The sequence below is a fragment of the Rahnella sp. PCH160 genome, from assembly GCF_047784855.1.
Classification (GTDB): domain Bacteria; phylum Pseudomonadota; class Gammaproteobacteria; order Enterobacterales; family Enterobacteriaceae; genus Rahnella.
In genome coordinates, this window is the sequence record NZ_JBLOGT010000001.1 from 4,179,185 (window position 1) to 4,204,859 (window position 25,675).

General features: G+C 50.8%; 21 protein-coding genes. 8 read left to right on the forward strand and 13 right to left on the reverse strand.

Annotated features, from left to right (window positions below; translation table 11 throughout):
• Positions 1–19 precede the first annotated feature (19 nt).
• From rsmF to ACM5QY_RS19425, 3 genes are all read left to right on the forward strand, one after another.
• Positions 20–1,537 carry a 16S rRNA (cytosine(1407)-C(5))-methyltransferase RsmF gene (gene rsmF, locus ACM5QY_RS19415; protein WP_416122935.1) on the forward strand — a complete coding sequence of 506 codons (1,518 nt, stop codon included), beginning with the start codon at positions 20–22 and terminating at the stop codon, positions 1,535–1,537.
• A gap of 371 nt (positions 1,538–1,908) precedes the next feature.
• Positions 1,909–3,630, forward strand: coding sequence for a sensor domain-containing diguanylate cyclase (locus tag ACM5QY_RS19420; RefSeq protein ID WP_416122287.1), 1,722 nt, complete (start codon positions 1,909–1,911; stop codon positions 3,628–3,630).
• A gap of 208 nt (positions 3,631–3,838) precedes the next feature.
• A complete protein-coding gene (locus ACM5QY_RS19425; RefSeq protein WP_416122288.1) occupies positions 3,839–4,081 on the forward strand; it encodes a DUF1480 family protein in 243 nt (80 codons plus the stop codon).
• Between the two features lie 43 nt (positions 4,082–4,124).
• Here ACM5QY_RS19425 and ACM5QY_RS19430 read toward each other — a convergent pair whose 3' ends face one another.
• The 4 genes from ACM5QY_RS19430 to ACM5QY_RS19445 form a co-directional block, all read right to left on the reverse strand.
• Positions 4,125–4,775, reverse strand: a complete 651-nt coding sequence (locus tag ACM5QY_RS19430; RefSeq protein ID WP_416122289.1) for a cysteine peptidase family C39 domain-containing protein — start codon at positions 4,773–4,775, stop codon at positions 4,125–4,127.
• A 94-nt stretch (positions 4,776–4,869) separates the two neighbouring features.
• Positions 4,870–5,262 (reverse strand): ASCH domain-containing protein, encoded by a 393-nt coding sequence (locus ACM5QY_RS19435; RefSeq protein WP_165056871.1) that lies wholly within the window; start codon positions 5,260–5,262, stop codon positions 4,870–4,872.
• 97 nt (positions 5,263–5,359) lie between these two features.
• Positions 5,360–8,200: a WG repeat-containing protein gene (locus tag ACM5QY_RS19440; protein WP_416122290.1), complete on the reverse strand. Its 2,841-nt coding sequence runs from the start codon at positions 8,198–8,200 to the stop codon at positions 5,360–5,362.
• On the reverse strand, positions 8,200–10,962 hold the full coding sequence (locus ACM5QY_RS19445) for a WG repeat-containing protein (protein WP_416122291.1): 2,763 nt from the start codon (positions 10,960–10,962) through the stop codon (positions 8,200–8,202). Before ACM5QY_RS19445 ends, ACM5QY_RS19440 begins: the two co-directional genes overlap by 1 nt.
• A 516-nt stretch (positions 10,963–11,478) precedes the next feature.
• On the opposite strand from ACM5QY_RS19445, the gene ACM5QY_RS19450 reads away from it, so the two are divergent.
• Together ACM5QY_RS19450 and ACM5QY_RS19455 are read left to right on the forward strand one after the other, a co-directional pair.
• Positions 11,479–11,736, forward strand: a complete 258-nt coding sequence (locus ACM5QY_RS19450) for a DUF1883 domain-containing protein (protein ID WP_416122292.1) — start codon at positions 11,479–11,481, stop codon at positions 11,734–11,736.
• Between the two features lie 362 nt (positions 11,737–12,098).
• Positions 12,099–13,280: a M20 aminoacylase family protein gene (locus tag ACM5QY_RS19455; protein ID WP_416122293.1), complete on the forward strand. Its 1,182-nt coding sequence runs from the start codon at positions 12,099–12,101 to the stop codon at positions 13,278–13,280.
• A 271-nt stretch (positions 13,281–13,551) separates the two neighbouring features.
• Here the strand turns inward: ACM5QY_RS19455 and adhP are convergent, their stop codons facing one another.
• Entirely contained in the window at positions 13,552–14,565 is a 1,014-nt protein-coding gene (gene adhP / locus ACM5QY_RS19460; RefSeq protein ID WP_416122294.1) for an alcohol dehydrogenase AdhP, read from the reverse strand.
• 217 nt (positions 14,566–14,782) lie between these two features.
• On the opposite strand from adhP, the gene ACM5QY_RS19465 reads away from it, so the two are divergent.
• Positions 14,783–15,436, forward strand: coding sequence for a phosphatase PAP2 family protein (locus tag ACM5QY_RS19465; protein WP_416122295.1), 654 nt, complete (start codon positions 14,783–14,785; stop codon positions 15,434–15,436).
• A 338-nt stretch (positions 15,437–15,774) separates the two neighbouring features.
• On the opposite strand, the gene ACM5QY_RS19470 is transcribed toward ACM5QY_RS19465, so the two are convergent.
• From ACM5QY_RS19470 to ftnA, 4 genes are all read right to left on the reverse strand, one after another.
• A complete protein-coding gene (locus ACM5QY_RS19470; protein WP_416122296.1) occupies positions 15,775–16,110 on the reverse strand; it encodes a YebY family protein in 336 nt (111 codons plus the stop codon).
• Positions 16,111–16,147: 37 nt separating this feature from the next.
• Positions 16,148–17,032 carry a copper homeostasis membrane protein CopD gene (copD, locus tag ACM5QY_RS19475; RefSeq protein WP_416122297.1) on the reverse strand — a complete coding sequence of 295 codons (885 nt, stop codon included), beginning with the start codon at positions 17,030–17,032 and terminating at the stop codon, positions 16,148–16,150.
• 3 nt (positions 17,033–17,035) lie between these two features.
• Positions 17,036–17,422 (reverse strand): copper homeostasis periplasmic binding protein CopC, encoded by a 387-nt coding sequence (gene copC, locus ACM5QY_RS19480; protein WP_416122936.1) that lies wholly within the window; start codon positions 17,420–17,422, stop codon positions 17,036–17,038.
• A 139-nt stretch (positions 17,423–17,561) separates the two neighbouring features.
• On the reverse strand, positions 17,562–18,068 hold the full coding sequence (gene ftnA, locus ACM5QY_RS19485; protein WP_416122298.1) for a non-heme ferritin: 507 nt from the start codon (positions 18,066–18,068) through the stop codon (positions 17,562–17,564).
• Positions 18,069–18,476: 408 nt separating this feature from the next.
• Here ftnA and ACM5QY_RS19490 point away from each other — a divergent pair, with 408 nt between their 5' ends.
• Positions 18,477–18,707 carry a DNA polymerase III subunit theta gene (locus tag ACM5QY_RS19490; protein ID WP_416122299.1) on the forward strand — a complete coding sequence of 77 codons (231 nt, stop codon included), beginning with the start codon at positions 18,477–18,479 and terminating at the stop codon, positions 18,705–18,707.
• 37 nt (positions 18,708–18,744) lie between these two features.
• Here the strand turns inward: ACM5QY_RS19490 and pip are convergent, their stop codons facing one another.
• From pip to dbpA, 4 genes are all read right to left on the reverse strand, one after another.
• Positions 18,745–19,701, reverse strand: coding sequence for a prolyl aminopeptidase (gene pip, locus ACM5QY_RS19495; protein ID WP_416122300.1), 957 nt, complete (start codon positions 19,699–19,701; stop codon positions 18,745–18,747).
• 448 nt (positions 19,702–20,149) lie between these two features.
• A complete protein-coding gene (locus ACM5QY_RS19500; RefSeq protein ID WP_416122301.1) occupies positions 20,150–22,189 on the reverse strand; it encodes a S9 family peptidase in 2,040 nt (679 codons plus the stop codon).
• A gap of 131 nt (positions 22,190–22,320) precedes the next feature.
• On the reverse strand, positions 22,321–22,686 hold the full coding sequence (gene yebF / locus ACM5QY_RS19505) for a protein YebF (protein ID WP_416122302.1): 366 nt from the start codon (positions 22,684–22,686) through the stop codon (positions 22,321–22,323).
• A 163-nt stretch (positions 22,687–22,849) separates the two neighbouring features.
• Positions 22,850–24,232: an ATP-dependent RNA helicase DbpA gene (gene dbpA / locus ACM5QY_RS19510; RefSeq protein ID WP_416122303.1), complete on the reverse strand. Its 1,383-nt coding sequence runs from the start codon at positions 24,230–24,232 to the stop codon at positions 22,850–22,852.
• 259 nt (positions 24,233–24,491) lie between these two features.
• On the opposite strand from dbpA, the gene purT reads away from it, so the two are divergent.
• Positions 24,492–25,670: a formate-dependent phosphoribosylglycinamide formyltransferase gene (purT, locus tag ACM5QY_RS19515; RefSeq protein ID WP_416122304.1), complete on the forward strand. Its 1,179-nt coding sequence runs from the start codon at positions 24,492–24,494 to the stop codon at positions 25,668–25,670.
• Positions 25,671–25,675: the final 5 nt, after the last annotated feature.

Sequence of the window (25,675 nt, forward strand, 5' to 3'; positions counted from 1 at the left end):
CCTTCCCCTGCGTGTAACTATGCTAAACTCCCCGGCTGAAAACCCCTTCAGTTCTGGAACCCTACTCTTGTCAAAACTCACCACTGCCAGCGATTTCGCTGATAAATTACCCGCCGCCTTTCTGGACGCCACGCGCGCAATCATGCCAGCCAGCCTGACCATGGAAGATTTTATTGCGATATGCCAGCGCCCTCTCCGCCCCAGTCTGCGGGTAAATACCCTGAAAATCAGCGTAGCGGATTTTCTTGAAATGGCGTCAGGCTATCAGTGGGCGTTAGAGCCGGTGCCTTGGTGCGCGGAAGGTTTTTGGATCAACCGTCACGCGCTGGACGATTCCCGTTTAGGGAACGCGCTGGCACATCTGGCCGGGCTATTCTACATTCAGGAAGCCAGTTCCATGCTCCCGGTGACAGCCCTGTTTGCACACGACACGCCCCCCTTGCTGGTGATGGATATCGCCTCAGCGCCTGGATCGAAAACCACACAGATTGCCGCGCAGATGGAAAATCGCGGTGGCATCGTTGCCAATGAATATTCGGCCAGCCGCGTGAAAGTGCTGCATGCCAACATCAGCCGCTGTGGCGTGAGCAATACCGCCCTGACTCATTTCGACGGACGCGTATTCGGTGCAGCTTTGCCTGAAACGTTTGATGCGATTTTGCTGGATGCGCCCTGCTCCGGCGAAGGGGTGATTCGAAAAGATCCTGACGCCATGAGCAACTGGTCAGAAGCCAGCGTGGCGGAAATTGCCGCTACGCAGCGCGAACTCATCGACAGCGCGTTTCACGCATTAAAGCCGGGTGGCGTACTGGTGTATTCAACCTGCACCCTCAATGCTCTGGAAAATCAGCAGGTTTGCCAGTGGTTGCTGGAAACTTATGCAGGTGCCGTGGAAACGGAATCGCTTGGGGATTTATTCGATGGCGCGCAAAAAGCGGTCACGCAGGAAGGCTATCTCCACGTATTCCCTCAAATTTATGACAGCGAAGGCTTCTTTGTTGCCCGTTTTCGTAAAACAGACTCTGTAACACGCTTGCCGGTTCCCGGATATAAAGTCGGCCGCTTCCCATTCTCGCCGCTTTCGCGTCAGGACAGCGCCGAAATAATCAAAGCTGCCGCAAGTTCAGGGCTTTCATGGCCGGAAAAACAATACACGTTGTGGCAGCGCGACAAAGAAATCTGGATCTTCCCGGCCGTGCTGGAACCCTTATTCGGCAAAGTCAGATTTTCACGAATTGGTATCCGCCTGGCCGAACGCTTTCCAAAAGGTTTCCGCTGGCAACACGAAGCCGTGGTCGCTTTCAGCGTTAATGACGCCAGCAACCGTTTTGAAATTGATGACGAACTGGCACAAAACTGGCTGCGAGGCGTCGATATTTATCCTGAAAACACGCCAGCGACTGATGAATGTCTGGTCACGTGGGCTAATCAGCCACTGGGACTTGCCAAAAAAATCGGCAGCCGTATCAAAAACAGTCTCCCACGTGAACTGGTCAGAGATGGGGCAACGCGACACCAGACGCTATCGAACGATTAATTAATTTAACCCTTTTCGTAATTTTCTGTGCCACAGGATCCTCCTGCTGGCGCAGATTATTCTAATTACGCTTCCTTAAATTCCACAAAAAATAATTCAGCGACACGTTCAAGCCGATGCTGTGCAGGCACATTTTTAGGTGAAATCGGAATGACAAACTGCACAGAACAAATGACTGTAAAAAATTTTATGCTGAATATATTGGATATCTTTTTATTTTATCCAGAAAGGTGAATGCAATTATAAGTAGGAAAAATCCTAGCCTGACATGTATTATTGCCCTCAAGATAACATTGCCAGTGATATATCATTTGTAGATATAAATCATAGCGCCTGATGTTGAGTAAAGACCTGCCAGTCGGAGAAGTATCATGTCGGATGAAATGAAACTCGAATCAGCAGATGGCCTGCTTTTACAGCAAATGGCCAGTTTGCGGGATATTATCGATAACAATTCTGACTGGATCTGGGAAGTCGATGCCCAAGGACGTTACGTCTTTTCCTCCAATAAGTGCATCGAGTTTCTTGGTATTCCGCCCGAAGAAGTTTTAGGCAAAACGCCTTTTGACTTCATGCCGCCTGATGAAGCCAAACGCGTGGGTGAACAGTTTGCTGCGATTGTGGCACGTCGCGCCCCTTTTGGCGGATTGCTTAACCGCAATATCCGCCCCGATGGCACAGAAGTTATTCTGGAAACCAGCGGGGTTCCGTTGTTTGATAATGACGGTAATTTTCGCGGCTATCGCGGCATTGATCGCAATCTGACCAGCCTGGATCAGTCTCCGGGACAGCGACTTTTTCAGCTCGAAACCATTTATTCCAATGCCCCTGTAGGCTTGTGTTTCATTGATTTACAAATGCGTTATGTCACCGTAAATGATGCGATGGCCAATATTATAGGCCTGCAACCCTATGAAGCTATTGGCCGCAAAATCGGTGTATTCCTGCCCGGCCTTTCGCCTCTTCTCAATAATGCACTGGAACTGGCGAAGCGAAATGAAACCACGCCTGACCGGGAATTTTCTGTCCCTGGCAAGAATCAGGTTTTCTTCGTGCGCATCAAGGCGGCCTGCGATGCACAAAGCCAGCTGAACGGGCTTTCTGTGGCGATGACGGACATCACCAGTCTCAAACGTATGGAGCGGGCTCTGCGCGAAAGTCAGGAGCATTACCGCAATATGGTGGAACTGAACCCGCAAATCCCGTGGACCGCCGACCCGCGTGGTATGCTCAATGACGTCAGTTCTCGTTTTCAGCGTATCACCGGCATGACACGTCAGGATATTCTGGCAGATAAATGGATCCAGAGTATGCATGTCGAAGACCGCCGCGCTGCGGTTCAGACCTGGGAACAATGCCTGAAAACCGGCGCACCTCTGGATATCGAAGTCCGCTTCTGCCACGTTGACCGAGGCTGGAACTGGATGCGTATCCGCGCTGCGGCAAGTTATGCCCCGGACGGCTCAATTCAGCGCTGGTACGGCACCGCCGAAGACGTTCATGAACGTAAATTGCTGGAACTGAAACTGGTTAAAGCTAACCGTCGTCTCGAAATTCAGGCCCGCACCGATTCATTGACCAAGCTGCCGAACCGCCGCGAATTTAAAAAAGTGCTCAGCCACGAATATATGCGCGCAAAACGTAACCGTACTCCGCTGACTGTAGTCATGATCGACATCGATTATTTCAAACATTTCAACGATCATTACGGTCACCTTTCAGGCGATGCCTGCCTGCGTCTGGTTGCAAGGACATTACGAAAATCGCTAAAACGCAGCACTGATGTAGTGACACGGTTTGGCGGCGAAGAATTTGCAGCTATTTTGCCGGATACCGATTTGAAAGGTGCATGGATCGTCGCTCAGCACATCATGGAATCAATTGAAACGCTGGGTATCAAACACAGTTTCAGCGAGTTTAACCGCGTGACGATCAGTCAGGGCATCGCGACATACAGGCCGGATCAGGATCCTGATATTGAAGATCAGTCGGATATTGTCAGTGCGGCGGATGAAGCGCTGTACCTGTCCAAAAACAATGGCCGTAATCAGATCAACGCAATGCCGGTTTCCATCAGATTCAATCCGCTTTGAAGACAGAGTAAGGGGCCTGTGCGTAATTGAAACACCGGCTCCCAATCTTCCCCCTTTCGTTTACCGTTTTCTGAAATTCCTCTTCTTCACCGCCATGAAAAATCCAGTGGCACTTTTTGTGCTGTCTACTATTCTCAGATCAGGGCGCCCAACTGGTCGTACCTGATGTTACTGAAACCACTGACGTCAGCCTGGCAAGGAGTACCTGATGGTAAAATCGAGTATCAGAATTGGCAGTTATGAAATTGACGATGCACACCTCTCAACGCCGGAAGCAAAAGGCGGGGATAAAGTGCATATTCCGTGCAAATCAGACCCTGATTTGTGTATGCAGCTTGATGCCTGGGATGACCTTACCAGCGTACCCGCGGTTGTCGATGGCCGTCATTCTGTGTTGTACAAGGAAAAGTACGATAAGCAGAACGATGAATGGATTATGCGACTGGAGTGACACCGCATGGCGAACGGGAGTGAGTTCGCCATGCCGCTTGCGGTCAGTCTGAGTTGGACACCAGAGCAATTCCTCGCCCGGCAAAAAAGCGGGCAAAAGTTTCAACCGACAAAGTCACATCCTGCTGCGTGGTAATATCGTGACCCGACGGGTTATGGAAAGTCACAAATCCGGCATCAGCCTGTGTGACCAGAACCAGATGCCCGCCCTTACCCGGCGGAACAGATTCCGGGATACGAATCGACGGATGCACCGAGGCGATGAAAAACCGGTGCAAATCCAGCTGCGAACCAATGTCTTGCGCAGAAATATCGACTTTGACCTGTGCGGCCAGCCCTAACTCCTGAGAAACATAATCCACAAAAGGAGCATAAATTAACCCTTTAATATTTTTCCCTTCACGGATATAAGCACCGTACGCCAGACTGCGTTGAGTCAGCTTAAGAATGGGCACAACGGTCCCGGAAACCGCCGCCAGAACCATTTTCAGGCAACACATTCCGCAGACATGGTTAGCCCATTCTATAAATTCCTCCTGAGAAGCAGCGCCGGACTGATGCCAGAGGCGGATATCGCTGAGCGTAATATCACCGGAGATAATCCCCGCCGCGCAGGTCGGATCTTCCCATTGGCTGAAATACGGTATTCCTGAAAGGGGTGAAAGCGGATGAGGGTTTGCTGAATTGGCGGACATGACGCATTCCTGAACGACAGATCGACAACATCAGGTAGATCTTATGTCTTGTGGTTTTTTGGCCTGATTTTCCTTATCAGGCCACATGATGAGATTAGAACTTTTCGATCATCCGGAACTTCATGAGCAACAGAGGCATCGTCGGCTCAAACATTTCGTACTCTTCGAAAAAACGCTGGTGTTCTTTACGCCAGTAAGCCAGCGTTCGGTCACCTTCACCTTCTTCCCAGGCATGCTGCTCGGTCACCTGATCAAACGGAACCTGTTTTACTTCGGTCAGTTGTACCGCACAAACCGGATTGTTACGGCCATCGACCACAACAAACACTTCACCTGGTTCGGGTTCCGGATCGTCATCAAGATTTGAGCAGGTCGCTGTTTTAGTACCGGCCATGACACGCTTGGCCAGTTCATCTGCTGACGATTCAGTATCACCAAACGACCAGCGTTCTGCGTCCCTGTATTTAAGCGGGATCTGCGGGATCATAATTTATCCTTTCAATTGAGATAGTTCACTGCCATTACAGTTAAACATTAGCACAAAAAAACCCGCCGTAGCGGGTTTTGAACGCAAAGCATCAGGCTCAGGGCTTACAATTATCCGGCATTTTCTGCGGCCACTGACGCGAACTGCCTGCGCCGTACAAAACAGAAATACCGCATTCTTTGTCAACACGCGCAAGCGGTTTGCCAGTCTTGTCGATCATCATCGACATCGCCGGTGTCGAAACAATAGCAACCCCACCGTCGAACGGTGAAACCGCGCTGTAAACAGGCGCGATCACGTAGTTGCCCTGAGCATCCACAAAGCCGTAGGAATTATCTGCTTTAGCAAACGCCAGGCCATCCTGAGGCAAACCGAGATCGGCGTAAGAGACAGCGTCAGCCGGTTTCCCTTGTCCGTCAATCCAGGTTTTTGAGCCATCCGCACGCGTCAGGACTGCATGTCCGTCGACCATGCGGCTGGCAAATCCTGCCACAGTCAGAACCAGTTTGCCGGTATTATCAACATAACGGGTCGCTGGTGCAGCGTTTTGCGGATCATAAGAAACAGACCACGTACTGTCCGGAGGAAGGTTCCATTTCCCATCAGGCATCGCGGCGACACGGGCACCTTTGTCGTCAATCAGCTCAGCGCCGGCAGACGTTGAACGCAATGCGCGTCCCTGTGCAAAACGCGATCCCTGCGTGCCGATAGCGGGATGGATCTGCCAGTCACCCTGTGCGGATAAATAACCTTCCTGCGGCTGACGGGACAATTTCACCCAGTCACCCAGTGCACTGATGTGAGTTTGCTGCTCATGAAGCTCGATGTTACCTTTCGCATCCAGAAGCCAGGATTGTCCGGCCGCTGAAGTCGCCAGAATACGGCCGTCGCTAAACTGATTCACCGCTAATCCGGCCGTCGGGGCAATACGGGTTTTAGTATCATTGCCGATAATTTCTGCAATTACGCCGGATTCTGGCTGGTCGGCCGTTGCCGGCTGTGTCAGCAACCAGAGAGCGGAATTGATGCGCTTAACGTTGGCATATTTGGCGTCCACCCTCGTTTTGTCCTGACCGTCGAGAATGCCCCAAAGGCCATTTGGCGTCTGAACCGCAACCTGATTGCTGGCATAATCACCCACATTCAGATAGGTAGGTTGAACAATCATTTTCTGATTGATGGCATCGTAAACTCCCCACAATGCCCCTTCCGCCGCCGTTTCATGATAGCGGAACCAGCCGTTGCCAATCGACTCAAGATCGAACATATCTGGCAGGTTATAGTGCTTACCGGCATAGTCGAGAGCCGTCAGCTTACCGTCCAGATAATCCAGCGCATAGCCTTGAACAAACGGAGAAATGTTGTCTTCAGTCAGAGGAATAATGACTTTGCCCTGCGCATCAATCACACCGGTACCGTCGGCGGTTCTGACGATAAACTGCCCGATATCTGCACGGCTGTCAGCAGATTCAATATCCTGCCATTTGCTGTCAATTTGCGGAGTTCCGTCCGGCTTGAGGAAACCTGCACCGGTTTTACTGGTTCCGGCTTCAGGGCGAATCAGAGCCAGAGGCGACTGAGCGGCAACGTTATCGTCACCGGCGTTAAGCGGTTCAATCCGGCTATTTTCAAGCGCGCTGATTGTCTTCTGATTCAGCAGCGCCTTTCCGGTCGCATCAACAACATTCACGACGTCGCCCTGATCATTGCGCAGCCATAAACGGTGATTGATGACTTCTGCACTGGAAACTTGCGTCAGCCAGCCAACATTCTGAGCGCCGCCAATCACTCCACCGGAAGGTGCCACGATGGCGTTCACTTTTTTCTGCTCGCCCCGTGTTGTCACCAAAAACTCACCGGTAGTCTGCCCCCACGGTTCGCTGGTGGCAGGTAATGTCAAAGGTTGTTTGCGACCAGGAACGAATACGGTAAGGTTATCTTTTGCCGTTGGGTGGAGGACATAGTCACCCGAAACCCGCAAAGCGGCGGCGTCAGAATCGCTAAACGTTGCGATAACAACGGCGGCGTTATCCAGTAACTTCACGCCATCGGCCGTTTTTGCCAGCCAGTAAGCACCGGTCTCTTCACTCACGGATAAATACTTTTGCTCATCCTGAACGCCGTCTGCCCGAATTAACGTAATTCCGTCGGAATTCTTCGCGAGTGCAACGGTTGGATTGCGCGGGTCGAGAGTCATTGCGGCGTACTGTGGCGCGACACGCCAGGTTAGATTTTCATCCACAATGCCATAGCCTTTGCTGGCATCGAAGGCGAGGAATAACCCCTGAGAACCAAAAGGCTCTGCCACTTCCATTTTGTCTGTTGCAACATGACGGACGCCATCAGGGGAAAGCAGCACGCTGTTAAACGACAGCTGTAAACGAGCCGGAACGCCATTGCTCAAAATGGCCTCGTCTACTAAATCATCAAGTGCCTTACCGACCTGCGCGCCTTTACGATCGATAATCTGTGATTGTCCAGCCACAGTCACGGCGGCTAAACCCGATTCAGTAAAAGGTTGTACCGTATCGAAAGCGGGCTGTATCAGCCAGTTCCCGGTGGTATCAATAAATCCCCACTTACCTTGTTGCTTAGCAGCAGCGACGCCATAGTGATAATCACCGACATCTTCAAAGGCAGGTTTAATCACCAGTTGCCCCTGATTATCCAGAAAGCCCCAACGCTCAGCGGTTTCATCTGCAGCAGGCAGAAGCAAGGCGGCACGCCCTTCGCGGACATCACGAATACACAGATTTTGCACCATCGGCAGTGCGTTACGCAGTTGTGCATCATTTTGCGAAGCAGGCAACGGTGCAAAGCAACCGGAAGGTTCAGCCCCATTTGCAGAAGCCGTCAGCGTCAATAAGGCCAGTGCGCTACTGGTATTCAATGCGCAAAGAAGTGCTATCCGTAGCCTTGAAGGTTTGCTGACAATCATTAATTACCCCCGGAACCGCATGAAGGCGCTTTAGCAGGCCAGAGATAAGCGCCTTTTGCATCCACGATTACGCGCTGATTACAACGCACCTGAATTTTCGCCTGAACGGCACCTTCCGTGTTCAGCAAGCTGACGACGCCTTTTCCGCCCGCCCAAGCGTGTTTCTCGCTGAAATCATCGGCCCAATCGAATTTAGGTAAAATTGCGAAACGGCCGGTCGTGCTGATATAACCGAACAGGTTTCCGTAAGTCGATTTTTTCATGGCCGTGGCAAAATTATTGTTCATTGCGCCAACCTGATCAAAATAAGAACCGATCAGCTTCTTACCTTGTTGATCAACAAATCCATAAAGCCCCTTGTTATCGCGCAACGGGATAACCCCGGCGCTGGCTTTGTCTGCCTGCAGGCTGTCGAGCCCGGCGAAGCGCTGGATCTCATTGCCTTCATTGTCATAAAGCACGGTTTCGCCGGTCACTTCATCATTCATGGTCAGGCGCACCAGCGAATTTAGCGGTAATGCCTGTTCAAAACCTTCCAGCGGAACAGCGCCGTGAGCGTTAATCAGCGTGGTATGGCCGTCGCTGATCGCACGACTCCAGTTCAATGGCTTAATGAAATTGAATTCTGCAGTATAGAGAGGTGGGATCTGCCAGTCACCCTGCGCGTTAATCGCGCCAACATGAGGGGAGAAACTCAGCATCACCCAATCGCCCTGCACCGAATTCGACGAAGCCGCAATGGCTTTGCTCACAGGATAACGACCTGCGCTGTCGAGCAGTGCCACGCCCCCTTCCGAAGGTTGCACCAGCCAGTGTCCCTTCCCGACGGATTGCGGTCTTGCGAGCAGATCGCCAGCAATAACCTGACCGCTGCTCGCGCTGTATAGGCTGTAATGACTGGAAAGATCGCCGCGCTCGCCCGGTTGATCATTATCAGATAAGGTAAAAACGCCCTGCCCGACATATTGGAATTTCCCGCTGCGGCTCGCATCTGGAGCAATTGCCCACGTGCCGTTGGTTCCGACGACGCCCCATCCGGCATCAGCTTTCGCCAGAGCATATCCCTCATTGAAAGATTCGAGTTGAGTAAACTGAGGCGCAGCTTTGATACTCTTGCTCGCAATATCCCATAAACCCCAGCGGCGGGCATCGTTGATGCCTTCGGTGTAATACAGCAGTCCGCCGGAAAGACTCTGGGCATTTTGCAAGATATCAGCAGGCACTTCCGTTGCGTTGCCATTACGGTCAATTAAACGTTTGGTGTCGGTATTATTACTGTTTTCTACCGCCCAGGTATAATCGCCGCTAAACGCGTTGATCTGCTGATAAACCGGCTGGATAACCCATCTACCCGCACCGTCTACTGCACCCACTTTTTGCGTTTGTGTATGGATAATCAGCGGAGCCTGAGAGACATCGCCATCAATAGCAGCCCACTGAGGGTCGGAAAGAACATTGCCCTGCGAAGTCAGTATTGCCGGGGGTTTTGCCGTATCAGTTGGTGTCAGAATTGCCCATGGCAGAGTATTTGTGGCATCTGCCGTGGCCTCCGGCAACGCTGCGACATTATCTGTCAGCACCGCCGCACCCAGTGGCTTCATCTGATAATCTTTCAGTGCTGCAAGGGTGGCATCATTAAGCAACGCAACGCCATTGTTGTCATAAACCTGAATAACCTGCGGTACTTTGCTCTCTGTCTGCATAATCCACAGTCGGTTGCTCTGTTGCAGGAATTGAGGCTTATTCACTTTAAGGGAAACAACCTGGTCATCGGCCCCAACAATCACTATACCTTTACTGCCCGTTCCCAAAGTTGCCTTGCCCCAGACGATGATATTCTCAGACTGATCGGCCGGAATATCCTGAATTTTTTCCAGTTTGCTGCTAAGCAATTGCTTCGAATTATCGTTGGCCGTAACCAGCCAGCTACCGGAGGAGAGAGGACGGACCGATTTATACTGTTCTTTGTTTAGAGAAACGCCCTGCCGATCAACAAAACCCCACACATTTTTGGTTCTGATAGCAACCACATCGCCGCTGAGCTGAGGTTCATCGCGGGTTTTCAGGATCATCGGGTCAATTACCCAGTCACCGTTTTCGTCCAGATATCCCCAGTAGCCATCGTTCGCTGAATCACGTTTTTTCGCCGGGATAAGCCCTGACTGCGGCAAATCGAGTGCCATAACATCATCAGGCAGAGAAAGAGAACGGTCTGTTGCAGCATTCCACAAAGCCGGGGTGACCTGCGTTTTTACACTGGCAAGCGCCTGTTCGCCTGCGAAACCCTGGCTATCAAGCGAAACGGCAAACGCCAGCGTTTTCACAACTGCGCCTTTGCGATCAATTAATGCCAGACGATTATCCGTGACAACCAGCGCGGTACCCTGTGCATTGAAATCGGTTGCTTGGGTAAAACGAGGTTCAATAACCCAGTGGCCTTTCTTATCGATATAGCCGTACTGATCGCCTTTCTTAACAGCGGCGACATCATTAACAAATCCGCGGGCGTCGCTGAAATCGGGTTTGATTACCATGTGCCCGGAGGTGTCGAGATATCCCCACTGCGGCTCACGTGATAACCCTACCTGTACAGCGGAAAGTCCCTCTTGAAAAGGTAACTGGCACTCTTTGGCTGTTTTTGCATTGCCACATGCCTGTAACTGTGAGTCATCCGCGTGTACCGGCAGGCTAAAAGTTGCATTCAGAACCAGGGCTAATGCGCTGAAGTTCCTGAGATGTTTGAATTTTTCGGAGCAAATCATCCGATGCCCTTATAACTGGAGAAAATAAGAAAGTGTAGCGCACGTTTTTTTTCATCACCCGCATTGTGCGCGCGTGAGACGGTAAAAATCCGATAATAATCAATTTCAAGCGCACGCATATGCAATACACCTATAGGGTGTCAGCTTGTGAAAGAAAAAGCAGCTATTTTATTACCCTGTAACGAATGAATACACTCCATCACTGCAAAGAAAGATCAGCTTCAGATGTTACCATCCAAAATAATTACTCACCGGTTATTAACCGCGCAACTACATTCACGCTGCATTAGCAAAAGTATGATCGTTTTCATTTACAGATGCATGACTGGCGAATAATTAATCTCCGGAAGAATCTAACAAGTTTTGATTAAAGTCATTATTCCCCCTGCTTTACTCTGGTTTTATAGGGTAAAGAGCGTTATGTGACCAAAATCACTCCCGGTCTGGGTGACGTAAAACCTGGTGGTGTCCGGTTACAGCGTATTTCAGGTGCTTTATTTTCATTGGGGGAAAGTCATGCCTATCGTTCGAGCCAGATTGAGTCTGTTTGGTGGCGACACCGTCGTCATTCGTTGTTCAGAAAGATGCCACATCCATTTGATGTGTGAAAATGATATTGAGCGAAATGGACGTCACTCAGGTTTCGGCGATATTCTGACGGTTAACGACCAGAATACAGCCTACGTTGGCATACCTTATAAAGGGATCTGGAATGTACTGATCGATTCACAATGTGATTCTCTGGAGCATTCCATTAGCTACATGCCTGCATAGTCCTCGCGATCTCCTCTAAGTCATCCTTAATATCTGAAGACGTCATATCAGGCGGATGCACAGTATTTGCCTGATATTTCTGAACATTGCCTGTTCCGGTATAGCGCAACACAACGGTATAGGCATGTCGTCAAACCGTCCAGAGTCAAAATCATTAATTGCGTAACGTCGCGTAAAAACTTTAGCCTGTTACATCAATTACATACCGTGATTGAATTGAACATTCCATAATTTAAAAAAGCCGGTTCTTGCCCTGATTAATTGATTGCCAGCCGGGTTTTCGCATTGCATTCTGTCCCCAGTAATGACGTCGCACCGGTCATAGAGGCCGGATATCTTCCAGGCAAAAACAGATCCTTATAATGAATAATAAATCATTTTGCACCATCGCTGACGTGGCCGACCTTGTTCCGGGGCTGCGTGAAGTTCGTCAACACCTGCATCAGAATCCTGAGCTTTCCAACGAAGAATCCGACACCGCCGCTTTAGTCGCCGATAAGCTACGTGCACTGGGCTATCAAGTGACTTCAGGCGTGGGCGGCCACGGCGTCGTCGGTTCACTGAAAATAGGAGCAGGTAAGCGCAGTATCGGCATCCGAGCAGATATGGATGCCCTGCCCATCACTGAACTCACGGGTGTTAGCTATGCCAGTCAGTCACCTGGGAAAATGCACGCCTGTGGGCATGACGGCCATACCGCCATGTTGTTGGGGGCCGCCGAGCAACTGGCGCGCAGCAAAAACTTCTCCGGGACAGTAAACCTGATTTTCCAGCCCGCAGAAGAAATTGGTTTTAACAGTGGCGCAGAGCGCATGCTGGCCGAACAGCTGTTCGAGCGCTTCCCTTGCGACGCCGTCTACGGCCTCCATAATCACCCCGGTTACCCGGTCGGGAAAATGATGTTCCGCTCAGGCCCGTTCATGGCGGCCTGCGATACAGTTAACATCACTATTCACGGCAAAGGTGGACATGCCGCGCGCCCTCATATGACTGTCGATCCGATTCTGGTCGCCAGCAGCCTGGTCGTGGCACTGCAATCCATCATTTCCCGCAACATCGATCCTAATGAAACCGCCGTTGTCACTATCGGCTCTTTACATTCAGGGCATGCGGCCAACGTAATCCCGGAAACTGCGCGCCTGGAAATGAGCGTACGTTCATTCGACGCTGGCGTTCGTAAAATTTTGGAAGAAAGGATCCGCACGCTGGTATCTAATCATGCAGCGGGTTATGGCGCACGTGCTGAGATTGACTATGTTCCGGGATATCCGGTTCTGGTTAACCATGATAAAGAAACAGCATTCGCACTGGAGATAGCAAAAGAGCTAATCGGTGAGGAAAACGTGGTCGAAAATCTGGCACCGATTTCCGGCAGCGAAGATTTTGCGTATTTCCTGCAACAAAAACCCGGCTGTTTCCTGCGTCTCGGGAATGGTGATAGCGCCGTTCTGCACAACCCGGCCTACAACTTTAATGATGAAAGTTTGAGTTTCGGTGCTGCTTACTGGACACGTCTGGCAGAACGCTATTTAGTCGATGAATAACCGACCGGACTGTTACATGTTGCGGAGTAAACTTACTTAGGTTTGACATAAATCGACACTGAGTTTGTTACCTTTAATTCCGAGGAAAACATTTCTTCTCCTGTGTCCGCTATGAACTGTCCTTCATAGCATGTAAGACCCTCGCATTACCCCTTTCAGCCCGCTCTGAGAGGGCTTTTTTTTATCAGCAGATTAATCGGCATTATTTTGGTGATATGCCATGAGTGACGCCGGAGTATTTTTCGGCAGCGTCACCCACATGATAGAAATTTTACTTGTGAGTAAAATCGATCACCATTCTGCCTTTAATTTTACCTTGTTCCATTTCGTGGAAAATAGCATTGATATCGCCCAATGGACGTTTAGTGACTTTTGGTACAACTTTACCTTCAGCGGCAAACTGGAATGCTTCCGCCAGATCTTCACGAGTCCCCACCAGTGAACCCACAACCTGAATGCCGTCCAGCACCAGACGAGGAATGTTCAGGCTCATAGACTCAGGAGGTAAACCGACAGCGACGATACGGCCACCGGCACGCATGGCATCAACCGCAGAGTTAAATGCCGATTTCGCCGTTGCAGTGACAACCGCTGCATGAGCACCCCCCACTTTTTCCTGAATGATTTTTGCAGCATCCTCTTTCAGCATATTGATGGTCAGATCTGCGCCCATCTCAGCGGCAAATTCCAGTTGCAGATCGTTCACATCAATAGCGATCACTTTGGCATTGAACACATTCTTAGCATACTGCAATGCCAGATTGCCCAGACCACCCAAACCATAAATGGCAATCCATTTACCTGGCTGGATGCCTGACACTTTGACCGCTTTATAGGTTGTCACACCCGCGCACGTCACGCTGCTGGCGGCAGCAGATTCCAGACCTTCCGGAACTTTCACCGCATAATCAGCTGAAACGATACATTCTTCTGCCATACCACCGTCAGCGGTATAACCCGCATTTATAACCTGACGACAGAGTGTTTCATTGCCGGTGGTACAGTATTCGCAATGCCCGCAGCCTTTGAAGAACCAGGCAACGCTCGCACGATCCCCCACTTTCAGCGCAGTGACGCCCGGACCAATTTTCTTAACGATACCAATGCCTTCATGGCCCAGTATCACGCCAGTTTTGTCACCAAAATCCCCATTTTTTACATGTAAATCCGTATGACAAACACCACAGCACTCCATCTGTAAAAGTGCTTCACCATGTTCTAATGCGCGCAGAGTTTTCTCAACGACATCAACAGAATGATCTTTATTAACAACAGCAGCTTTCATTTCCTTTCCTCTCATTGTGGCGGAATAACAAAGTTAGGTCTGTCATCTCATAACGGCAACAAAAATCCAATTATTTCAGGTAATACAATATATTATGAATGTATTCTCAGTTTTGCAAATTGTGCAATCCAGCCCATAAACCGGGTTACAGTCCTAAAATGATCTTGGGCCAGATAATCCTGTTCGTTCGAGCACACCCTGCTGATACACTTTCTGATTGATTATTCTGAAGATTTTATTATTTATCATCGAGGGCTCAGCATTGTTTTGGAATCTCCTGACCTATTTCGGCGACAGCATGCTCATATTTCCAACCGGAATAACCCTCGCTTTATTTATGTTATGGAAAGCAAGTAGCCCAGCTACGGCATTAATCTGGCTGATTACTCTGGGAATTTCTGGCCTTACGATAAGTATCTCAAAGCTGTTGTTTCTCGCCTGGGGGATTGGCAGCAGTACAGTTAATTTTACAGGCTTCAGCGGACATACCACGATGTCCGCCACTTTATGGCCTGTTATGTTCTGGCTCATAGGCCAGCGTTTTCGCCCCAAAAGGAACAAATTGGTAATTGCTGTTGGGTATTTCATTGCCGCCATGGTGGGTATCAGCAGGCTTGCGTTGCATGTTCATTCCGTCAGCGAGGTGATATCAGGGTTAATTCTTGGCAGTATATGCAGCGGAATCTTTTTATATACGCAGCGCGACCGCGAGATGCGCAATTTCACATTCGCTCCGTTAGTTATCCTGCTGATTCTTCCTCTTTCACTGATGGGTCTTGGCAAGAAAGCGCCCACGCAGCAGCTCATCGAGCATATCTCCACGAAAATTACAGGCAAAGAACCCTGGACGCGGGCGAAACTGCTTGAATGATATTGGATATTGCGAAATCTGTCGGGGAAAGCTCAGGTCGCTGATGATGGAAGAATGCGGAAAAATATATGTTACGGATTTAAAAAACACGCAAAAAAAAGACCGAATACGATTCCTATATTCGGTCTAGGGAAATGGCTCTTGGGAGAGAGCCGTGCGCTAAAAGTTGGCATTAATGCAGGCGGTTAAGCCGTACAACTTAAAGAGTAGCCGAGGCCTGACTATTTTCCACCCAGTTTGAAACATAGTGATAATAACAACGATGTATTATTTTCATTGTGTGACAACATACACAAAACATGGGATTAACATCAGGCAGTTAACGGCTGCACGGCGATTTAGCAAAGTGTCTTGGCTTTGGCAATAAACGGAACAAGGCTCATTTTTTGCCCCGGATTAGCCGGGTCGTCTAACCAGATCTTTTCCAAAGGCACGGCCTGAACCTGATGGTTTTTGACCTGCTCTTTGGCCACGTCGTTCAGAGGATATTGCGCCAGCGTACTGTCGTTAATGACATACAACGCGTTGCCGGGGCGGCATTGCAGCATGACTTCTTCACGCGTAAAAGCCCAGGCTTTGCCATATTGCAGGCGGCTGATGGTTTCCACCTGCGGTGCCGCCAAACAACTGGCCGATAAGGTTAGCAACACACAGGCAAGCAGTGTTTTCCTCATAATTCTTCCTCAGTAAACAGTAAATTCTTCAAGTCTTTCAGACAGGCGCGAGGGTAGCAAACCAGCTTACCGCCAGTAAAACCATTAGCGCGAGCCCCCATTCAAGCCATGTCATCATGATGAAACGACGCCGGGCAATCTCCGGCTGTTTGCTCATTAACGGCACCAGCCGGTAACGGTTGAAAATAGCGATTCCGCACATCAGTCCGACCGACACCACTTTAATAACCAAAAGGCGCTGGTAAAGCGATGTCATATCGACAGGCCAGCGCTGCAAAACAATGGCGGTGTTCAGGATGCCGGTCAGTATGACCAGTGCGACCGCTGCATGGCCCCAGACAGAAAACCGGATGAGCGTGGCAATTGCGTAATGACTTGTCGCAGGCGAACGCGTATACAACATACATGTCAGCAGCGGGAGTAAGCACCCGAACCAGTAGGCCGCGCTGAGTAAATGCACGACATGATTGGCTCGCTGCAACAACCCAAGCGCGCCGTCATGCATGGCCGCATGTCCGATCAGCGCCTGGCTCATCAGCAAACCGAGTGCGCACAGGAAGATGACCAAATTGCGCCCCGGCAGCCATTCCATCAGCATGACCAGCAATAATGCCGCCGTCAGTAACAAATGCCAGCGCCAGACATCACCAAAAGACGTCGTGAGCACCAGCAGCCAGACGTTCAGGTTCAGCCCGTCGCCCCAGCCGTTTCCCATCAGTGCGGCCTGAATCGCCAGCATCCCCACCGATGTCACCGCCGCCAGAATGCCGGACCACATCATCAGCGACTGATTTTTACGCAGCAATAATGCGGAGAAGCCTTCCGGTGCCAGTAATGAGCAAAAGACGCTCAACCCAAAAATTTGCATCAGCGAGGCAAAATGGACAAACCGGCACAAGACAAACATGGCAGTCAGGCTCATCGTTTATTTAACGGTGAAGCGGTACTGACCGTGTGTTTTATGACCATCCACGGAGACAACGCTCCACGTTACCCGGTATTTACCCGGTTTCAGGGTTTCCGGAAGCGGGAGAACCACTTGTGTTTTGTCATTCGCGGCGAGCGTCATGTCCCCGGTTTTAACCGGTTTATTGTCTGCATCGGCCAGCGTGATTTTGCTGAAATTAGGTTCGATGCCTTCGCTAAAACCCAATGACAATTCGGACGGGCTGGCGGTGACAACGGTATCGGCGGCAGGAGTTTGTGTTTTCAGATGTGCATGGGCCAAAGCTTGCTGTGAGATAAATCCGCCCAGTAAAACAGCTGAGACTGCCAGTGCACGGCAAAGAGATGTGGTTTTTTTGAACACGATGATTCCTTGGCTTGCTTAACGATGAATTTATAACGCCGTCACTTTATCGCAAACCGATCCAAAACGTTTGTCAAAAAAACATAAAAAAACGCAGAGGCCTGAGCACTCTGCGTTTTTATGGACCAGCACGGCAGAAAATTTAGCCTGCAGGTGCTTGTGCCACCATGTTCTTCAGGTCTTTATCCACGAAGAACAGGCCATTTCCGGTGTTGCTGACCAGAGCCAGTTTATCGAGAACGGATTTGAACAGCGTTTCTTCTTCATGCTGTTCAGCAACATACCATTGCAGGAAATTGAATGAAGAATAGTCTTTCAGCGTCATGGACAGGTCGGCCAGTTCGTTGATTTTCTGGGTGATCAGTTGCTCATGCTCATAAGTTTGTTTGAACAAATCAGTCAGGGATTCAAACGCCACTGGCGGTGCCGCAATTGCGCCCAGCAAAGGTAATGCGCCGGTATCGCTGACGTATCTGAACAGGCGATGCATGTGATCCATTTCTTCCATGGAGTGCTGCTTCAGAAACGCCGCTGCGCCTTCATAGCCTTTATCGCTGCACCATGCACTCATCTGCAAATATAAATTGGCGGAGTAAAATTCGAGATTCAGCTGTTCGTTAAGCTGGTCGATCATTTCTTTTTTAAGCATGATGCGGCTCCATAAAATAAATCAAGGCAGATGAATAGGGATATTTATCCGCATTATGCCCGCATCGATACAAAATAAAAACACCCGATTCACATTATTATTCAAACAGGCAACAATATAATTTAACCAATTGAATTATATGTATTTTATTTAAACCAAAATATACATTAATGATAATCATTAACATGCCGGGCGTTATTAAAAAGAATCATTCCTATTTAAATAATCCGTTTTACACCCCATGATGGATATAATTATCACTACGATTTCGGGAATAATTCTTATTTACCTGATATCACTTCTCAATCTCACGCATATCATCAGCCATCATAAAAATTCAAAAGACAACATTCACCCCACGGATTGGGTCGGGTACAATGCGGTGAAATGGTTTAGCGGGAAACAAAAATGAGTATCAATCTGGCCGAAATCAGTAAAGAAGAGATGGACCGCATTAACGTCGATTTCGCCGCGTCAGCCGTCGCTTTCAAGGAACGTTACAATATGCCCGTTGTGGCTGAGATGGCCGAGCGTGAACAGCCTGCGCATCTGCGCACTTACTTCCGTGAGCGGGTTATGTTTTATCGCGGGGAATCACATAAATTCTCCCGTCTGCCTTACGAACCGAAGCAAAAATAAGCCGCGCGTTCGCCGGCAAACGGGAGCACTGGAGCCGTTAACGCCGGGTGGCAAAGCGCTGGTTGGTGCGGATGAGCTGATCGAGGATCCCCGGCTCGTCAAACGAGTGCCCGGCACCTTCGATGATGTGCAATTCTGCTTCCGGCCATACCTGTGCCAGATCCCAGGCGTTTTGTACCTGACAGGCCATATCGTATCGCCCGTGGACAATAACAGCGGGAATGTGGCGAATGCGCTCAACGTTTCGCAAAAGCTGATCATCGCTGTCCAGAAAACCCTGATAGCTGAAGTAATGATTTTCAATGCGGGCAAACGCCAGCGCGAAGTTATCTTCCCCGAAAGATGATGAACCTTCCGCAGGCAGAAGTGTGACCGTCTCTCCTTCCCAAAGGCTCCAGATTTTCGCCGCTTCCAGCCGGACAGCGCGATCTTCCGACGTCAGGCGCGCACGATAGGCGGCGATGACATCTTTGCGTTCTTCATCCGATAAAATCGACAATATGCGCTGCCATTTTTCAGGGAAGAAACGGGAAGCGCCATCCTGGTAATACCACGTCAGTTCCTGTTTACGCAGCGTAAAAATACCGCGCAGAACCATTTCACTGACATGTTCCGGATGCGTTTCGGCATACGCGAGCGCAAGCGTAGAACCCCACGAACCGCCAAATACCAACCATTTATCCACGCCAGCTAATTTGCGCAGACGTTCGATGTCTTCGACCAGATGCCACGTCGTATTGTTGTCGAGGCTGGCATGAGGTTTTGAACGCCCACAGCCACGCTGGTCAAAGAGCATGACGTTATAATCATTGGGATCAAACAGTTGTCTGTGAACCGATGAGCACCCCCCGCCCGGCCCGCCGTGCAGAAATACCGCGGGTTTACCTTCCGGGTTTCCGCTGCGTTCCCAGTAGATCTGGTGACCATCGCCCGTATCAAGCATGCCACTGGCATAGGCTTCCAGAGGCGGATACAACCCTTTTAATTTTGGCATGACATTTCCTGTTCTATTCGGCCAGTGTATTGATTGAGGTGCGAGCATGTTCATAACAGCGCATCGGTTCAGCCACGACAAGTTGTTATGACTAAAAATCGTTATTTCACATACTGTTCGCATACTTATCGCGCAATTTTGCTTTCCGGTTTACTGACTGAAACAATAAAACAGCGCCGTTGCAAAATAAAAACGTATGAGCCGCTTGCAACTGATGCGAATTTGACACTAAATAGGAAAGCAACCCAATCCACATGTTTTAAAGAGAGGCTATTATGAGTAAAGGAATGGATAGCAAAAAAAATGCGAAGAAAAAGCCACTGAAGACTCCTGCTGAGAAGAAGGCTGACAAAAAAGCCAAGAAAGCATCTGCCTGATTAAGCCCTTCGTAGAATAAACCCGCTGAACGCGGGTTTTTTTATGGGAAAAATTCCTTACCGGGTCCGGATCAGCTCTTCGCCGCCAGCGACAGAACAAAGGCATATTCCAACGCAATATCTTCGTAAGCTTTGAAACGGCCAGACTTGCCGCCATGGCCGGAATCCATGTCCGTGTGCATCAGCAACTGATTGTCGTCAGTTTTGAGCTCACGGAGTTTCGCAACCCACTTCGCCGGTTCCCAATATTGCACCTGTGAATCATGCAAACCGGTAGTCACCAGCATGTGCGGATATGCCTGCGCGCGAACCTGATCATACGGGCTGTATTGCAGCATATAGTCGTAATACGCTTTGTCGTTAGGATTGCCCCACTCGTCATATTCGCCGGTCGTCAGCGGAATAGATTCATCAAGCATGGTGGTGACGACGTCGACAAAAGGTACCTGCGCAACGATGCCGTGGAACAAATCTGGCGCCTGATTAATCACCGCGCCCATCAGCAATCCGCCGGCGCTGCCGCCCATCGCGTAAACCTGCCCTGCATCGCCGTAGCCTTCAGCCACCAGCGCTTTGGTCACATCGATGAAATCGTGGAACGTATTGAGTTTGTTGAACAGTTTGCCGTCGTCATACCACTGCTGGCCGAGTTCTGCACCGCCACGGATATGGGCCAGAGCGAAAACAAAGCCTCTGTCGAGAAGGCTCAGGCGGCTGCCGCTGAACGCCGGATCCATGCTGCTGCCGTAAGAGCCGTAGCCGTAGACCAGCAACGGATTAGTATTTGGCCTGAACAACTCGCGGCGATAAACCAGTGAAACCGGGACTTTCACGCCGTCGCGCGCGGTAACCCAGACGCGTTCGCTGCGATAATTCGCGGCATCAAAATCTTTCACTTCCTGCTGCTTGAGCAACGTGCGGTCGTGCGTGTCAAGATCCAGCTCAAAGAGCGAACTTGGCATGGTCATAGACGAATAGCCGTAACGCAGCAACGACGTATCCGGTTCCGGGTTGTAAGCCAGCCAGGTGGTGTACGTCGGGTCATCAAACGCCAGTGATTTTTCCTCGCCGCTGGTCCAGTGGATCTGGCGCAGTTGCGTCAGCCCCTGATGGCGTTCTTCCACCACCAGCCAGTCGCGGAATAAACTAAAACCTTCGAGCATGACTTCAATGCGCGGTGCGATCAGCGTCTGCCACTGCGCCTCGGTACCGTTTTCGCTTTTATAGAGACCGAAATTTTTACCGTCTTTGTTCGAGCGGATATAGAAGTGGCCCAGATAATGATCGAGCGCGTATTCATGATCTTTGCGGCGCGAAAGGAACACTTTCGGCGTCGCCTGCGGATCATCGGCATCCAGCAGTAGGATCTCGGACGTTGTGGTGCTGTCGAGATGGATCAGAATGTATTTTTCTGACGTGGTTTTATCCAGACCGACATAAAACGTGTCGTTTTTCTCTTCGTAAACCAGTTTGTCCGTCTTTGGATCTGTGCCGACTACATGGCGGTAAACCTGATAGGGCAGCAACGTTTTCTTGTGCTTACGGACGTAATACAGGGTCTGAGAATCGTTAGCCCACTCGCTGCTGCCGGAGGTATTTTTCAGCAGATCATCGGTCCAGATTTCGTCATCCAGCTTTTTGATGCGAATGTCGTACTGGCGGCGGGACAGGAAATCTTCGGCCACGGCCATGAGTTTATTGTCCGGGCTGATATCTAAACCGCCGAGCGTATAAAACTCGCCGTCGCTGGCGCGTTCATTGCCGTCGATCAGCGTTTGCCAGTTCTCGTGTTCAGCGGCGGGCTGACGCAGGTAAATCGCGTATTCATTTCCCGGTTCATAGCGGGTCTGATAACGGTAACCGTGTTTGACGTAAGGGACGGAGTGATCCTGCTGCGCAATACGCGCGACCATTTCCCCGTAAAGCGTTTCACGCAGCGCCTGATGTGGCTGCATGGCCTGATCGGTGTATTCGTTTTCTGCCGTCAGATAAGCCAGAACCTGAGGGTCGGCGCGGTCATCGTCACGCAGCCAGTAGTAATTATCGACACGGTCATCGCCGTGCACGCTCAGGGTTTGCGGGCGTTTTTCAGCCTTTGGAGGTGTCATCATCTCGGATCTCTTTGTCCTCTTTATGGTGTGACAAGAGTGACAGGTTTAGACGGGGAAACCAAGAGACTGAATGTGCGGGAATTAGCGGAAATGTGCGCGCCCGTCAGGGGGTGCGGGCGCAGGGTAAGAACTCAGACCGGTGTGCTGTAAGTGATTTCACCGAGCTGGCAGTTGAGCGTGACGTCGTAGGTTTTGTCGGCATGATCGCCGCGCACTTTCAGCGGGATATCCCATTTTTTGTTATCACCGCTGATGCTGCCCGCATCAACCCACGCGACCGGTGTTGATGTTCCGAGTGCTTTTTTATCCGCATCCCAGCGCGGAATGCGATTTTGCAGAAAATCGCGTTTGACCATCGCCGCCAGTTCATCTTTCGTTGCGTTAGCGCACGGTGTGACCGTCGCCGTTCTCACTTCAGGCTCATCAGCCTGAGCGGTCTGGATCAGACCGCTCATTCCTGCGACAGCCATTACTGCGCTCAAGATTATCTTTTTCATCGTTCGTCTTCCCAGTCTTTGTCTTTTATTACGGGTGACCTTGCCGGAATAATATCCATGCTTAGCACAAGGTCATCGCTTGCGTCAGACAATATAATCATCAACAAGCCAATAACACAACATTAACAATCAGACGCGCAACGTAAAACGTGACGGTAATCTTTTAGCGCAAAATAATCGCTTTACAGTTTTTGCCTTTGATTTTGCCTTCCTGCAAACGTTGCAGGGCTTTCTTCGCGCTCTTCTGGCGGATGGCGACGTAAGCGTGGATTGGGAACATATCAATTTTACCGACTTCTGCCGCGGTCAGCCCGGCGTCGCCGGTCAGCGCGCCGAGAATATCGCCGGGGCGGATTTTGGCTTTACGGCCACCGTCGATACACAGCGTGGCCATTTCTGGATCCAGCGCCACCGGCGTTGCCGCCAGCGCCTGTGCGGCAGGCTGCCAGGTGAACCGCTGGCGGGTGTAATCTTCCAGCGCGGTGACGCGCGGCATTTCCTGCGGCGTCACCAGGCTGATAGCCAGACCGCTGGTTCCCGCACGACCTGTACGGCCTACGCGGTGAACATGAACTTCAGGGTCGAAAGACAGTTCATAGTTGATGACCAGACCTAACTGTTTGATGTCCAGCCCGCGCGCCGCAACGTCAGTCGCCACCAGCACACGGCAACTGCCGTTGGAGAAACGCACCAGTACGCGATCACGGTCACGCTGTTCGAGATCGCCGTTCAGCGCCAGCGCGCTGATCCCTTTGCTGCTCAGGGCATCATAGACGTCCTGACAGTCGCGTTTGGTATTACAAAACACCACGCAGGATGTCGGCTGATGCAGGTACAACACGCCAGCCAGCAGGGATAAACGCTGATGTTTATCGGCTTCGATGAAGACCTGTTTAATATCAGCCACGTCATCTTCGCCTTCGATTTCCACTTTCAGCGGCTCGCGCTGGAATTTGGAACTGATGCGTTCAATGCCGTCCGGGTAAGTCGCGGAGAACAGCAGCGTCTGGCGGGTTTGCGGCGTATAACTCACCACATCTTCGATGTCTTCACTGAAACCCATGTCAAGCATGCGATCGGCTTCATCGAGCACCAGCACTTTCAGATCGTCCAGTTTCAGCGAGCCTTTGCGCAGATGCTCCTGAATACGTCCCGGCGTGCCGACCACGATGTGCGGCTGACGAACCAGCGATTCGTTCTGTGGGCCGATGGACTGACCACCGCAAAGGGTCAGGATTTTGATGTTCTGAGTAAAACGCGCCAAACGGCGCAATTCTTTACTGACCTGATCGGCCAGCTCGCGCGTCGGGCAAAGCACCAGCGCCTGCGCCACAAACTGTGAAACGGTGATGCTGTTCAGCAAACCGATGCCGAAAGCGGCTGTTTTACCACTGCCGGTTTTGGCTTTGGCGCGGACGTCCTGACCTTGCAGGATAGCGGGCAAAGCGGCTTCCTGAATCGGGGTCATTTCGGTGTAACCCAGTTCATTCAGGTTGGAAAGTTGCTCGGAGGGCAATGTCAGGGCAGAAAAGGAATGCGTGCTCAAGGCGATAACTCTTTATGTGAGGCAAAAATCGGGGCAGCGGCAGGATATCTGGCGCCATGGTTTGCTAAATGATAACAGAGACGCCCGCAGACTGCCTTAAACAGCAGAAAACCGACTTAAAAAATCCTGTAAATCCCCTTCTTTGACACGCAGAGAATTTTTCAAACACGCCGCGCAATCGTTTTCGTCGCCAATAATTTCAGATATACTGCTCCCCGAAATTCTTACTTTCCTTCATCAAAGATCTGGGTACGAAGCTATGTTAACCATTGGTACTGCACTGCGCACCGGCGCCACCCGCGTCATGTTATTAGGCTCTGGCGAGCTGGGTAAAGAAGTGGCGATCGAATGTCAGCGCCTGGGTCTGGAAGTGATCGCCGTCGATCGCTACGCGGATGCGCCAGCGATGCAGGTCGCTCACCGCAGCCATGTCATTAACATGCTCGATGGCGATGCGCTGAAAGCCGTGATTGAAAGTGAACGCCCTGATTTTATCGTGCCGGAAATTGAAGCCATCGCCACCAGCATGTTGGTGGAACTGGAAAAACAGGGCCATAACGTGGTGCCGTGCGCCGAAGCGACGCGCCTGACCATGAACCGCGAAGGTATTCGACGCCTGGCCGCAGAAACCCTGAAACTCCCGACATCGACCTATCAGTTTGCTGATGACGAAGCGTCTTTCCGTCAGGCTGTCGATACAATCGGTTACCCGTGCATCATCAAGCCAGTAATGAGTTCATCCGGTAAAGGCCAGAGCCTGATCCGCAGCGCCGAACAGTTACAGACGGCGTGGGATTATGCCCAGCAAGGTGGCCGTGCCGGTGGTGGACGCGTCATTGTTGAAGGTCTGGTGAAGTTTGATTTTGAAATTACGCTGCTGACCATCAGCGCCATTGACGGCATTCATTTCTGCGCCCCAATCGGGCACCGTCAGGAAGAGGGCGATTATCGCGAATCCTGGCAGCCACAGCAGATGACCGAACGGGCATTGCAGCACGCGAAAGATATCGCGGAGAAAGTGGTGAAAGCGCTGGGCGGTAAAGGCCTGTTTGGCGTTGAACTGTTTGTCTGCGGCGATGAAGTGATTTTCAGCGAAGTTTCTCCGCGTCCGCACGATACCGGTATGGTCACGCTGATTTCTCAGGATCTGTCCGAGTTCGCCCTGCACGTTCGCGCGTTCTTAGGCCTGCCGGTCGGGAGAATCCGCCAGTTTGGGCCGTCGGCTTCCGCCGTTATTCTGCCGGAACTGACCAGCAACAATGTTTCTTTCAGCGGACTGGAAAACGCGCTGACCGGTTTCAACCAGATCCGTCTGTTCGGTAAGCCGGAAATCAGCGGTAAACGCCGTCTGGGCGTGGCGCTGGCGATTGCCGATAACGTCGAAGACGCTGTTGAGCAGGCAAAACAGGCGGCGGCGGCGGTTGTCGTTAAAGGCTGATACCT